The 12,255-nt window shown below is 61.1% G+C and carries 12 protein-coding genes; 10 read left to right on the forward strand and 2 right to left on the reverse strand.

What is annotated here, in order from left to right; translation table 11 throughout:
• Positions 1-88 precede the first annotated feature (88 nt).
• Entirely contained in the window at positions 89-1,375 is a 1,287-nt protein-coding gene (locus tag AC3IUA_RS25985) for an NAD(P)/FAD-dependent oxidoreductase (RefSeq protein ID WP_489357697.1), read from the forward strand.
• A gap of 12 nt (positions 1,376-1,387) precedes the next feature.
• On the opposite strand, the gene AC3IUA_RS25990 is transcribed toward AC3IUA_RS25985, so the two are convergent.
• Both AC3IUA_RS25990 and AC3IUA_RS25995 read right to left on the reverse strand, forming a co-directional pair.
• On the reverse strand, positions 1,388-2,992 hold the full coding sequence (locus AC3IUA_RS25990) for a 5-guanidino-2-oxopentanoate decarboxylase (RefSeq protein ID WP_489357698.1): 1,605 nt from the start codon (positions 2,990-2,992) through the stop codon (positions 1,388-1,390).
• A gap of 129 nt (positions 2,993-3,121) precedes the next feature.
• Positions 3,122-4,042 carry a LysR substrate-binding domain-containing protein gene (locus AC3IUA_RS25995; protein WP_489357699.1) on the reverse strand — a complete coding sequence of 307 codons (921 nt, stop codon included), beginning with the start codon at positions 4,040-4,042 and terminating at the stop codon, positions 3,122-3,124.
• 220 nt (positions 4,043-4,262) lie between these two features.
• Here AC3IUA_RS25995 and AC3IUA_RS26000 point away from each other — a divergent pair, with 220 nt between their 5' ends.
• The 9 genes from AC3IUA_RS26000 to AC3IUA_RS26040 all read left to right on the forward strand — a co-directional run bounded on the left by AC3IUA_RS26000 (position 4,263) and on the right by AC3IUA_RS26040 (position 12,202).
• A complete protein-coding gene (locus AC3IUA_RS26000; protein ID WP_489357700.1) occupies positions 4,263-5,057 on the forward strand; it encodes an ABC transporter ATP-binding protein in 795 nt (264 codons plus the stop codon).
• Positions 5,058-5,106: 49 nt separating this feature from the next.
• Positions 5,107-5,880, forward strand: coding sequence for a transporter substrate-binding domain-containing protein (locus AC3IUA_RS26005; RefSeq protein ID WP_489357701.1), 774 nt, complete (start codon positions 5,107-5,109; stop codon positions 5,878-5,880).
• 37 nt (positions 5,881-5,917) lie between these two features.
• On the forward strand, positions 5,918-6,631 hold the full coding sequence (locus AC3IUA_RS26010) for an ABC transporter permease (protein ID WP_489357702.1): 714 nt from the start codon (positions 5,918-5,920) through the stop codon (positions 6,629-6,631).
• A 13-nt stretch (positions 6,632-6,644) separates the two neighbouring features.
• On the forward strand, positions 6,645-7,334 hold the full coding sequence (locus AC3IUA_RS26015) for an ABC transporter permease (protein WP_150802049.1): 690 nt from the start codon (positions 6,645-6,647) through the stop codon (positions 7,332-7,334).
• A gap of 50 nt (positions 7,335-7,384) precedes the next feature.
• On the forward strand, positions 7,385-8,566 hold the full coding sequence (locus tag AC3IUA_RS26020) for a pyridoxal phosphate-dependent aminotransferase (protein WP_489357703.1): 1,182 nt from the start codon (positions 7,385-7,387) through the stop codon (positions 8,564-8,566).
• Between the two features lie 198 nt (positions 8,567-8,764).
• Positions 8,765-10,510, forward strand: a complete 1,746-nt coding sequence (locus AC3IUA_RS26025; protein WP_489357704.1) for an amidohydrolase — start codon at positions 8,765-8,767, stop codon at positions 10,508-10,510.
• Positions 10,510-11,433, forward strand: a complete 924-nt coding sequence (locus AC3IUA_RS26030; protein ID WP_489357705.1) for a CobW family GTP-binding protein — start codon at positions 10,510-10,512, stop codon at positions 11,431-11,433. The genes AC3IUA_RS26025 and AC3IUA_RS26030 overlap by 1 nt, the downstream gene beginning before the upstream one ends.
• A 263-nt stretch (positions 11,434-11,696) precedes the next feature.
• Positions 11,697-11,951, forward strand: coding sequence for a type II toxin-antitoxin system prevent-host-death family antitoxin (locus AC3IUA_RS26035; protein ID WP_489357706.1), 255 nt, complete (start codon positions 11,697-11,699; stop codon positions 11,949-11,951).
• Complete coding sequence (locus AC3IUA_RS26040) at positions 11,948-12,202, forward strand: Txe/YoeB family addiction module toxin (RefSeq protein ID WP_489357707.1); 255 nt, start codon at positions 11,948-11,950, stop codon at positions 12,200-12,202. The genes AC3IUA_RS26035 and AC3IUA_RS26040 overlap by 4 nt, the downstream gene beginning before the upstream one ends.
• The last annotated feature ends 53 nt before the right edge of the window (positions 12,203-12,255 follow it).

The raw sequence follows: 12,255 nt of genomic DNA on the forward strand, positions 1-12,255 counted from the left end.
GGCCGGGGAATTTTGATAATTCCCTGGCCTTTGTACAGAGGATTGAATCGCCAAGATCGCAGCCTGCGGCAGCTTCTACAGGATAACTATGCCCTTTCCAAAAACCTGGTACTCCCAGACCTCGCTCCCGCACGAAACCAGAGCCGAACTGCTGGCCGATGAAGAATGCGATGTGTGCATCATCGGCGCCGGCATCGCCGGCTTGACCGCGGCGCTGGAGCTGACTCGACGCGGTAAACGGGTGATCGTCCTTGAAGCCCACCAGATCGGCTGGGGCGCTTCCGGGCGCAACGGCGGCGTGGTGTCTCCTGGCTGGGCGCAGGGGTCCGGCGCGATTCGGAAAAAGCTCGGGCTGGAGAGTGCCAAGGCCTTGTTCCAGATGTCGGTGGAGGGGGTGAATATTGTCAGGAGCAACATTGCCGAACTGGCGCTACAGGGCTGCGACCCGTCTCCCGGGACGATTCGGGTCAAACGCTACGATGACCGCGCGGCAGTAAAAAGCTACGTCGAGAACATGCAACGCGACTTCGGATACCCATTGAATTTCCTCGATACCGAGCAGGTACGGGCACTGGCCCACACCGAAAAGTACTTTCAAGGCATCGAAGATCCACAGGCTATGCACTTCCATCCGCTGAATTATTGCCTGGGGCTGGCCAAGGCCATCGAAAGTGCCAACGGGCGGATTGTTGAGCACTCGAAAATGCTCGCCTGGCGCCGCGAAGGTGCCGGTAAAACGGTACAGACCGCTCTCGCCAGTGTGCGCTGCAAGGACCTGATCTTCTGCGCCGGCGGTTACGGCGGCCACGAACTGCAGAAGTTGAGCCGGGCCTATCTGCCAATCGCCACCTATGTGGTGCTGACCGAACATTTGGGTGACTCGATCAAAGGCATCCTGAACTCGGGCGCGGCCTTTTCCGATGACCGCCGCGCCTCGGATTACTATCGGGTGGTCGAGGGCGACCGCCTGCTGTGGGGCGGCCGAATCACCACCCGCAACGAACAGAACGAGCAAGCCCTGGCCAGCATGCTCAAACACGACATGGTCTCGGTGTATCCCCAGCTGGCATCGGCGAAGATTGAATTGGCCTGGTCAGGGCTGATGGGCTATTCAACCAACAAGATGCCAAACCTGGGCCTGCTTGAACCGGGCGTCTGGGCCTGTACTTCGTTTGGCGGCCATGGCCTGAATACTGGCTCCATCGGCGGCCGGGTGATTGCCGAGGCGGTCTGTGGCGAGAGCGAACGTTATCAACTGTTCAAACCTTACCTGCTGGACTGGAATGGCGGCCCGTTCGGATTGCTCGCGGCCAATGCTATCTATCAATCGTTGAAGGTCATGGACTTTATGCAGGAACGACTGCGTAACCGCTGAGGGTTGTGCACGCTAGGATGCCAGATACACCGCCGCATCCAGCTCGATCATCACCGGCTCGGTCGTGGACGCCAACTCCAGCAACAACCCGCGCAACGCCTCTGGATTTTGCGGAGCATGGTGTTCGATGTGGAAGCTGCGGGCCATGGCCGCGAAGTCCGGGGTCATGATGTCGACGCCCAGTGGCGGGATCTCCCGGGCCTGCATGTAGTCGCGGATTTCGCCGTAGCACTGGTTATTCCACAGCAGCATGATCACGCCCACAGCCGCTTCGCGGGCAGCGATCAATTCAGCGCAGGAAAACTGCAAGCCGCCATCCCCCACTAACGCGACCACCGCACGCTCGGGCTTGGCCAGTTTGGCGCCGATCGCCGCGGGCAAGCCGTAACCGAGGGTGCCGTAGCCGCTTCCAGCGTTGAACCAGCTGTTGGGTTTCGGCGACTGGTAACCCACCGCGCCCTGATACACCGGTTGCGTGGAGTCGCCGACGATCAGCGGATCGACCAGGCTGTCTCGCAGCAGGTCCAGCAGCCCTTGCAGCCCCTGTTGCCTGGCTGTCCAGCTGTCGCGCTCGAGCTGGTTGACCCGCTGCACACTGTCCAGCGCCCAACGCCCGGATTGAACCGGCGCGGCAATATTGGCCAACAGCGCCTGCAAGCCTTCGCGAGCATCGCCCACCAATCCGACATGCGCCCGTTGCACGCCCATGACCTGCATCGGATCGATGTCCAGACGAATCAGCGGTGCCTTGAATTTCAGTGCTCCCAAGCCGAAAAAATCGTAGTCGGTCTCGCCCAGTTCGGTGCCGACCGCGAGGATCACATCGGCTTCATCGAACAGCGACCGACCATGGGCCGACGATTGCACACCGTCGAGCAGCAGTGGATGGCCGACCGGCAGCAAGCCCCGGGCATTGGTGGTCAACGCCACCGGCGCTTGCAGACGTTCGGCCAGTTGCTGCAGCACATCGGCGCAGTCACGCGCCCCGCCTCCGGCCAGTATCAAGGGCCGTCGCGCTTCATTCAGAAGGTTCAGCGCCGCCTGCAACGAGGCGGTCGCCGGGGCCGGAGCACCGGGCAAACTGCGCGGCATCAGGTTGAGGTCATCGGCGGGCATCTCAAGCACATCCAGCGGGATTTCGATATGCACCGGCCGTGGTCGGGCACATTTGAAAATGCCGAAGGCGCGGGCCAGCAGCTCAGGCAACTGTGCCGGCGACTGCAGTGTGTGGCTGAAGGCACAGACGCCGGCGACCATTGCTCGCTGGTCCGGCAGTTCATGCAGATGGCCGTGCCCCAGATGCAGGTGCTCGCGACGGTTGGTGGTGGAGATCACCAGCATCGGCACCGAGTCCGCATAGGCCTGGCCCATGGCCGTGAGGATGTTGCTCATACCGGGCCCGGTGATGATGAAACAAACCCCCGGCTTACCACTGGCACGGGCGTAACCGTCGGCCATGAAGCCGGCGCCCTGCTCGTGACGCGGGCTGATATGCCGCAGACGGCTGCCATGCAGACCTCGATAGAGTTCAACGGTATGCACCCCGGGAATCCCGAATACGGTGTCTACGCCGTAACCTTCAAGCAAGCGAACCAGCGACTGGGCACAGGTGGTCATCTTTCACTCCTCTTATTGTTCTGCGCCGACGGTCAGCGAGTGAATCGGCAGGTCTTCATTCGCAGGACAGTAGTGCCAGGCAGCGCCTCGCCACAATCAAAAAAAATCGTCGCGATTAAACAATAAAATTCAGCTTTTCAACGCACGACGGACTTCCGAACGCAGCCCGACCAAGCCCCCCAACTGTGACTTGACCCAGTCGCTGAAGGCCTGCACCACCGGCCGCTCGACTTTCTGCTGATCGGCGACCAGGTAGTAACCGCGGTTGGATTCGATCTCGGTGTCGAACGGACGCACCAGCAGCCCATTGGCCAAGGCCTCGCCACTGATCAGGTTGTCGCCCATGGCAATGCCCTGGCCGGCGATGCAGGCCGACTGCACGAAATGCGCGTCGGCAAAGACAATGCCGCGTTGCACATCCACGTTCGGTGCGCCGGCGGCCGCCAGCCAGACTCGCCAATCGGAGTAATCGATCATGTGCAGCAGTGGCGCGCCGACCAGGTTTTCCGGGGCTTTCAAGCCGCCCATGGTGTTGACCAGGCGCGGGCTGCACACCGGGAAATAGCGCAGCGACACGATTTTCTGCACATGCTGGTTAGGCCAGTCGCCCATCCCGTAGGCGATGAACAGGTCGGGCGTGTTGTCGCTGGTGTCATCCGGCGTGCGCGGAGAAATCAGCTGCAGTTCGACCTGTGGATAAAGCGCCTGGAACTCGGCGATCCGGGTACATAACCAGTACGTCGCAAAACCTGCCGGGCTGCTGACACACAGCCGCCCGCTGACCTGCTGGCCATCGAAACGCTGGCCGGCCTCAAGGATGTTGGCCAGCAGCAGGTGGATGTCCCGGGCATAGCGCTCACCCTGCCAGGTAATGCGGATATTGCGCCCAGTGCGTTCGGTCAGGGCGAAACCAAGGGTCTGCTCCAGGCTTTTGATCTGGTGGCTGATGGCGCTGGGCGTGAGGTTCAGCTCAGTGGCGGCGTCGGACACGCTGCCCAGCCGGGCCACCGCATCCAGCGCCCGCAACGCGGTCATGGAGGGGAAACGCATAAGTTGGCATCACACAAGTAGAGATGGCTTTCACGATAACGGGAATTGTCCGACAGACATAGCCAGCAAAACTTTCTGCTCAGCGGGCAACTGTTGAATTTAATTTCACAGTTGCGCAAAAAACCCTCGATTGACCCCCATGTGCCATTAGCTATTCTCGATTGCCACCACGGCCCGTCTGTGATGCCCGGTGCCACGACAAAAACAAGAGGGACGACCCTTGCACTTGCAGTCCAACTCCGTAAATCCGGTGGTAGCGATAGACGCTCTGCACAAGAGTTATGCCGCTCACCATGTCCTCAAAGGCATTTCCCTGCGTGCCAACGAAGGTGAAGTGGTGTCCTTGATCGGCTCCAGCGGCTCCGGCAAAAGCACCCTGCTGCGCTGCATCAACCTGCTGGAAATTCCATGCAGCGGCAGCCTGCGCATCAACGGCGAAGAAGTGCGCCTGAAGAAGGACCGCGCCGGCAATCCGCTGATCGCCGACCCCGAACAAGTGGCGCGTCTGCGCACCCGACTGAGCATGGTCTTCCAGAGCTTCAACCTGTGGCCGCACCGCACGGTGCTGGAGAACGTCATCGAAGCGCCGGTCTACGTACTGGGTGAGGACCGCAAGGACGCCATCGCCCACGCCGAGCATCTGCTGGAAAAGGTCGGCCTGGCGGACAAGCGCGACGTCTTCCCTTCATTCCTTTCCGGTGGTCAGCAACAACGCGTGGCGATTGCCCGTGCCTTGGCGATGCGCCCGCAAGTGCTGTTGATGGATGAACCGACTTCCGCCCTCGACCCGGAACTGGTGGGCGAAGTGTTGAAAGTGATTCAGGGCATCGCCGAGGAAGGTCGCACGATGATTCTGGTCACCCACGAAATGGCCTTCGCCAAAGACGTATCGAGCAAGGTGATGTTCCTCCACCAAGGCCTGGTGGAAGAGGAAGGTACACCGCAACAAGTCTTCTTGAACCCGAATAGTGAGCGCTGTCGGCAATTCGTGATGGCCCAGGAAAACCGCAGCTGATTACCCGCTTCAATCCTTGAAAACAATAACTTCGATAAAGGGTAAAGCCATGAAACAAGTCTTCAAGACCCTCGCCGCTGGCTGCATGTTCGCGGTCCTGGCCCAGCACGCCGTCGCTGCCGAAAAAATCGTCTTCGGTATCGCCCAGGAACCCTACCCACCGTTCTCCATGAAGAGCGGGAATGGCGACTGGAACGGCTTCGAGCCGGAACTGATCAAGGCATTGTGCGAGCGTATGCAGGCCGAGTGCCCACTCAAGGAAGTGGCCTGGGACGGACTGATCCCGGCCCTGCAATCGAGCCAGATCGATGTGATCCTCAACTCCATGAGCATCACTGCCGAGCGCGAGAAAGTCATCGACTTCTCCCAGCCGTACTACCAGACCCCGGCCATGTGGGTAGCCGAGCAGAACCTGGAACTGGTCACCACGCCTGAAGGCCTCAAAGGCAAAGTGATCGGCGTGCAGGGCTCGACCTCCAACGCGACCTTCGTCAAGGAGTACTACGCCAAGGGTTCGACCCTGCGCTACTACAACACCCAGGACGACATGACCTCCGACCTGCAAAGCGGCCGGATCGACGTGATGCTGGCCGACGCGTTGACCATCGAACCCTTTATCAAAACCCCGGCAGGCAAAGGTCTGGCCGACAAAGGCCTGGCGCCCAGGGATCCGCTGTTCGGCTCGGGTATCGGCGCGGCCATCCGCAAGGGTGATTCGGCCCTCAAGGACAAGATCAACGTCGCACTGGCCTCACTGAAAGCCGATGGCACTTACGACAAGATCCGCAGCCGCTTCTTCAGTGTCGACATCTCTGCACAGTAAATCGCCGCTCTAGCGCTACTATTCGACTGGATACGCCATGATTTCTTTGTCCGAGATAACCCAGCTGTTCATCGCCGACGGCTGGCTCAACGCCCTGCTGCACGGGGCCGTGGTGACCCTGCAGATTTCCGCGGGGGCTTTTGTACTGGGGTTGAGCATTGGCCTGCTGGTGGCAATGATCAAACTCAAGGGCCCGCGCTGGCTGGTTCGCCTGGCCAACACCTACACCACGCTGTACCGCGCGGTGCCGGAGTTGCTGTTGATTCTGTTGCTGTACTACGCCGGCACCGACCTGTTGAACATGGCGATGGCGGCGATGGGCAAACCGGTGGTCACGGTCAACGGATTCGTGGCGGCGGTACTGGTGTTGGGGATCGTTCAGGGCGCCTATTCGGCAGAGATTATCCGCGGGGCGATCCTGGCCATTCCCATTGGCCAGATCGAAGCGGCGCGTTCATTCGGCATCGAGCGCTGGTTGCTGATGCGCCGGGTGCTGCTGCCAAGCATGTTGCCGTTCGCCATGGCCGGCTTGTCCAACCTCTGGCTGGTGCTGGTCAAGGACAGTGCGTTGATCAGCATCGTCGGCTACAGCGAGTTGCTCTCGGTGGGCAAGCAAGCGGCCGGCTCGACCAAGCACTACCTGGTGTTCTACCTCGCCGTAGCAGCGGTTTATTTCATCATCACCCTGGTGTCCAACGGGGCTTTGCGGCTGTTCGAGCGGCGTATCAATCGCTGGATGCCGCAGCACTAAGGAGCTCGCCCATATGGACTTTTCCTGGATCAACAGTTTTGCCGGCGAGCTGCTGCATGGCCTCGGCATCACCCTGAAGTTGCTCGGACTTTCCGGCTTCTTCGGTTTTATCCTCGCGGTGCTGGTGGCGCTCGGGCGCCTCTCGCCCAACCGGCTGATCAGCGGCAGCATGCGCGCCTACACCAGTGTATTTCGCGGTACGCCGCTGCTGGTACAGATCTACATCCTGTATTACGGCATCGGCAGCCTGTTCGCCGCGTACCCGCCGATTCGCGGCAGTTTTCTCTGGCCGTACCTGCGTGAAGGTTTCTGGTACGTGGCGCTGGCCTTGATCCTGTGTGTCGGCGCCTACGTCGGTGAAGTGTTGCGCGGCGCCTTGCGTGCGGTGCCACGGGGTGAACTGGAAGCGGCGCGCGCCTACGGCATGAAGCGTTTCCTGGTGTTGCGCCGGGTGTGGTTGCCCCGCGCCTTGCAGCTGGTTCGTCCGACCCTGGTCGGTGAATCGGTGCTGCTGCTCAAGGCCACCGCCCTTGCCTCGACCGTGGCCGTGACTGACTTGCTGGGCGCCGCCAACCTGGTGCGGGCCCAGACCCTGCGGGTTTACGAACCGTTGCTGGCGGTCGCGGTGGTCTACATCGTCCTGGCTTTTGTGATCGAACACGGCTTCTCGCGCCTGGGCAAAGTCCCCCAGCGCCAAGCCTGAAGCCCCCCTATTAATTGACGCTGGCAGTCATTACCAGCGAGGAGAACAGCATGCGTTATTCACCTTTTGTCGAGCGCATCAGCGGCGAGTCGGTCAGCGCCTGGGACATTCATTACGCGGCCATCGAAGCCCGCGGTCGCGGCGAGGATGTGATTATCCTCAGCATCGGCGACCCGGACTTTGCCACCGACAGCGCAATTTGCGAGACCGCGGTCGAGGCCTTGCGCCAGGGCGACACTCACTACACCCACGTGCTCGGCCGTCCGCTGCTGCGTGAAGCGATTGCCGCCAAACAGAGCGTGCTGCAAGGCATCCCGGTGAACGCTGAAAACGTCGCGCTGGTGGCCGGCGCGCAGAACGGCCTGTTCGCCACCGCGTTGTGCCTGTTCAGCCAGGGCGACGAGGTGCTGGTGCCGGAGCCCATGTACCTGACGTACGAAGCCTGCATCCACGCCTCTGGCGCGCGCATCACGACCATCGAACAACCGGCGTCCAATGGCTTTCGCTTGACCCGCGCCGCGCTGGAAGCGGCGATCACCGACAAGACTCGTGGTATTGCGCTGGCGACACCCTGCAACCCTACCGGCAATGTTTATAGCCGCGAAGAACTGGAAGCGGTGGCCGAAGTCGCGCGGCGGCATGACCTGTGGGTGATTTCCGATGAGGTCTACGGCCAGATCACTTACGACCGTCCGCACCTGAGCATCACCTCGCTGCCGGGCATGGCCGAGCGCACCGTGGTGCTTAACAGTTTGTCGAAAAGCCATGCCATGACCGGCTGGCGCGTCGGCTGGGTGATCGCCCCGCCGACCTTGATCGGCCACCTCGATAACCTGCTGCTGTGCATGCTCTACGGCTTGCCGGGGTTCATTCAGGAAGCCGCGCTCAAGGCGCTGGAACTGGATGAGCCGGTGGTCAGCCACGCACTTGAAGTCTATCGGCGCCGGCGCGACCTGGTGGTCGCGAGCCTGCGCGGGATTGCCGAGCTGGATTGCCGGATCCCGCAAGCCGGCATGTTCATGCTGGTGGATGTGCGGCGTACCGGGCTCTCGAGCATGGACTTTGCCTGGCAGCTGTTTCGCCAGACCGGTGTGTCGGTGCTCGATGCCGAGGCCTTCGGTGCCAGCGCCAAGGGCTTTGTGCGGATCTCGTTCACGGTGGCCGATGCCACGCTCAAAGATGCCTGCCAACGCATTGCCGGCTTTGTCGAGTCGCTGCGTGCCAACCGCTAACGCGGCCCGTAGCAGCTGGCGAAGCCTGCGTTCGGCGGCGAAGCCGTCGTAGAACCTGACAACTCGGTTTTTCAGATAAATCGTATTTATCTGTACTGCGGGGACTTCGTCCCCGAACGCAGGCTTCGCCAGCTGCTACGAAACCGTGCTGTGCCCGAACTCCTTAGCAAACCGGCAATGATCAAGAGGTTTACTCCCGTGACCGCTTCAGACCAATTCAATTCGACCCACTCCGTTGTCGCGCCGTACGCCGAACTGGTGCTGCACAACGGTCGTTTCTATACCCTCGACCCGGCACAACCCTGGGCCGAGGCGGTGGCTATTCGTGACGGCCGCTTCATCGCCGTCGGCAGTCTTGAGTCGTTGCACGCGCTGATCGGCCCGAACACCCGTCAGCACGACCTGGACGGCGCCTTCTGCATGCCCGGCCTGCACGATATGCACACGCACCCGGATCTGGCGCTGGCACCGCGTTACAGCGACGACCTGGATGTCGGCATCGAAGACCCGACGCCCGAGCAACTGGTCGCGGCGATCCACGCCTACGCCGATGCCCATCCCGGTGACGGCTGGATCTACGGTCAATACTGGGTGCGTTACACCTTCCGCGAAGCCGGCCTGACCCCGGGCCGCGAGTGGCTCGACAGCGTAATGCCGGACCGCCCCATAGCGCTGCTCGACCGCATGTGGGGCACCATGATGGTCAATTCCAAGGCCCTCGAACTGGCCGGCATCGACCGCCACACCGCCGACCCGCGCAACGGTTACATGGAGCGCGACGAGCTGAGCGGCGAACCCAACGGCCTGTTGATCGATGGCGCGTATGCCTTGATCCACGCCGCGATGCCGCCGACTCCGGTGGACGTACTGCGCCGCGCTTATCGCGATGGCGTACATTTCCAGACTTCCCGGGGCGTCACCGCGACCAAGTACGTGCATGTCTGCGAACGGCGTCTGGAAGCCCTCAAGGAACTCGATGACGCCGGTGAACTGACCCTGCGCGTAGAAGCGGCGATCAGCTGGCAGGACGACATCTTTCCGGTCCGCCGTCGTTGGGAATTGCTCAGTGGCGAACGGCATTACTATCGCAGCGCCCGCCTGAACGCCAACGCGGTGAAGTTCCACTTCGACGGCACCGTGGAGCCCAAGTCTTCGTACCTGATGACCCCCTGGTCGCAAGACTCGAACTGGCGCGGCAAGCTCAATCTGACCCCGGAACACATCACCGACATGGTGGTGGACATGGATCGCCGAGGCTTGCGAGTGATCGCCCACTGTACTGGCGACGGTGCTTCCGACGTGTTCCTCGATGCGGTCGCCGAAGCCCGACGCCGCAACGGTTACAGCGGCATTCGCCATCAGTGCGCCCACAGCACCCTGCTGCATCCGGGCAACCTCAAGCGTTTCAAGGAACTGAACGTGATTGCCGAGTTTTCCCCGGCCGCCTGGTACCCGACGCCCTTCGCCAGCGGCGCACGCTCCGGCTACGGCCAGGAACGTCTCAAGCGCATTTACGACTTCAAAGGGGTGCTGGCCGCTGGCGGCATTGCCGTCATGGGCACCGACTGGCCGGTGGCCTCGATCGATCCGTGGCTGGCGCTGGAAACCATGATCACCCGGCAGAACCCGTGGAACCAGGAACCTGACTGCTTCGGCGAACCGATCACCCTGGAACAGGCGCTGCAAGTCGCGACCCTCAACGGTGCTCATGCCATGGGCCTGGAGCATTTGACCGGCAGCCTGGAAGTCGGCAAGTCCGCCGATCTGATCGTGCTCGACCGCGACCTGTTTGCCCAAGCCCCGCGCAACTACATCCATCGCACTCAGGTGCAGCTGACCTTCGTCGAAGGCCGACCGGTGTACGACCGCGAGTCAAGGTTCAGCGACACTCCGCTGAAAGCCGTCTGGCAAGGTCAGCCTCCGGTGATCGAGGGGTTAGCCTGATGAACCTTCCAACCATTCCGGTGACGGTGGTCGCCGGGTTCCTCGGTGCCGGCAAAACCACCCTGCTCAACCGCATGGTCCAGCGCGCCGACAGCGGGCGCATGGCGGTGATCGTCAATGACTTCGGCGAGCTGAACATCGATGCCGCGATCATTGCCGAGGTCACCGACGCGGTGTACAGCCTGCAAAACGGCTGTATCTGCTGCACCGTGCAGGAAGACCTGCTGGCGCAACTGGTCAGCCTCGCGCAGCTGCAACCGCGACTGGAGCGGATCGTTATCGAGTGCAGCGGCGTGTCCGATCCACAACGCATCGTGCAAACCCTGGGCTATCCGCAACTGCGCGCCAACCTGCATCTGGATGCCGTCATCACTCTGGTCGATGCCACAGGCTTCAGCGCACTGGAAGGCGAGTTCGCCCGACTGTCCCGAGCCCAGGTGGCCTGTGCCGATCTGGTACTGCTGAACAAAGCCGACCTGGCCGACCCGGCCGAACTGCAAAGCATCCACGCATCCCTCGGCAGTCACGCCCCGGTGTTCGACACCGTACAAGCGGAACTGCCGGATGTGTTGCTGCTGTCGGATCGTAGCAACCGTGGCGGCCTGAAAATCACCCCGCTGGCGGAACGCCATGACCAGCTGTTCGAAAGCTGGATCTGGAACAGCCCGCACCCGCTACCGCCCAAAGCCTTGCGCGAGTGGCTGGCGAGGCTGCCCAAAGACATCTTCCGCCTCAAGGGGCTGGTGCAACTGCAAGGCAACGAACAGCCCTACTGGCTGCAGCATGTCGGTGCCCGCAGCCAATTCAGACTGGCCATCGGGCAAACGCCGGAACACGCCGTGCAACTGGTGTTCATCGCTCGGCGCGGCTGCGGGCTTCGGGAAATGCTGGAGGCGGGGTTGGTGGATATTCAAGCGGTGTGATGCGAGAGCCTGGTGGTAACTGTGGCTGGCGGCATATCCCGCAACAATCTGAACTACGCCAGCCCCTTACATCTTTCATACACAGTACTACGCTGGGTTTCATCGTCTTGAAGCGCCTCTTCGAGCACCTTTTTGAGTCCCACGGCCCCCTTATGAAAGATCAGACCCGCCCCGTGTTACCAGCAGAACGACCGCTCATAGGGAGCACCTTGCCAATACGTACGTATTTCTGTACGTTTCAGCCATTGAGCGAGGATCCCGTCATGCAAACCATCAACTACACAAATGCCCGTGCGCACCTGTCTGAAACCATGGATCGAGTGAACGAAGATCGTGTTCCGCTGCTGGTGACACGTCAAAAAGGCGAACCGGTGGTCATGATTTCCCTGGCCGAATACAACGCCCTCGAAGAAACCGCTTACCTGCTTCGCTCCCCCACCAACGCCGAGCGCTTGATCAAATCGATCAACAGCCTTCGCGCTGGAAAAGCCAAAGCCAGGCAACTGATTGAAGAATGAAGATTCTCTTTACCCCAGAAGGCTGGGATGACTACCTCTGGTTCCAGCAGAACGATAAGGCGGGACTCAAGCGCATCAACCTTTTAATCAAAGCGATCCAGCGTGATCCCTTCGATGGGCTCGGCAAACCTGAACCCCTCAAACACAACCTCAGCGGATTCTGGTCACGCCGGGTAACGGCGGAGCATCGCTTGGTCTATGGGATAGAGGATGATGAGATGCATATTCTAATGTGCCGATATCACTACTGAACCACCGTATTAAAGCTATCTACTGCTGGCGCCGAGCTCAATCACTTCAGGGT

This window comes from Pseudomonas sp. KH_050 (assembly GCF_057838875.1).

Bases quoted from the DNA above. Each gene is read 5' to 3' on its own strand.
- AC3IUA_RS25990 (WP_489357698.1), bottom strand. From the start codon at position 2,992: ATGACCACCTGTGCCCAGTCGCTGGTTCGCTTGCTTGAAGGTTACGGC.
- AC3IUA_RS26030 (WP_489357705.1), top strand. From the start codon at position 10,510: ATGAACCTTCCAACCATTCCGGTGACGGTGGTCGCCGGGTTCCTCGGT.
- AC3IUA_RS26010 (WP_489357702.1), top strand. From the start codon at position 5,918: ATGATTTCTTTGTCCGAGATAACCCAGCTGTTCATCGCCGACGGCTGG.
- AC3IUA_RS26020 (WP_489357703.1), top strand. From the start codon at position 7,385: ATGCGTTATTCACCTTTTGTCGAGCGCATCAGCGGCGAGTCGGTCAGC.
- AC3IUA_RS25985 (WP_489357697.1), top strand. From the start codon at position 89: ATGCCCTTTCCAAAAACCTGGTACTCCCAGACCTCGCTCCCGCACGAA.
- AC3IUA_RS26040 (WP_489357707.1), top strand. From the start codon at position 11,948: ATGAAGATTCTCTTTACCCCAGAAGGCTGGGATGACTACCTCTGGTTC.
- AC3IUA_RS26015 (WP_150802049.1), top strand. From the start codon at position 6,645: ATGGACTTTTCCTGGATCAACAGTTTTGCCGGCGAGCTGCTGCATGGC.
- AC3IUA_RS26035 (WP_489357706.1), top strand. From the start codon at position 11,697: ATGCAAACCATCAACTACACAAATGCCCGTGCGCACCTGTCTGAAACC.
- AC3IUA_RS26005 (WP_489357701.1), top strand. From the start codon at position 5,107: ATGAAACAAGTCTTCAAGACCCTCGCCGCTGGCTGCATGTTCGCGGTC.
- AC3IUA_RS25995 (WP_489357699.1), bottom strand. From the start codon at position 4,042: ATGCGTTTCCCCTCCATGACCGCGTTGCGGGCGCTGGATGCGGTGGCC.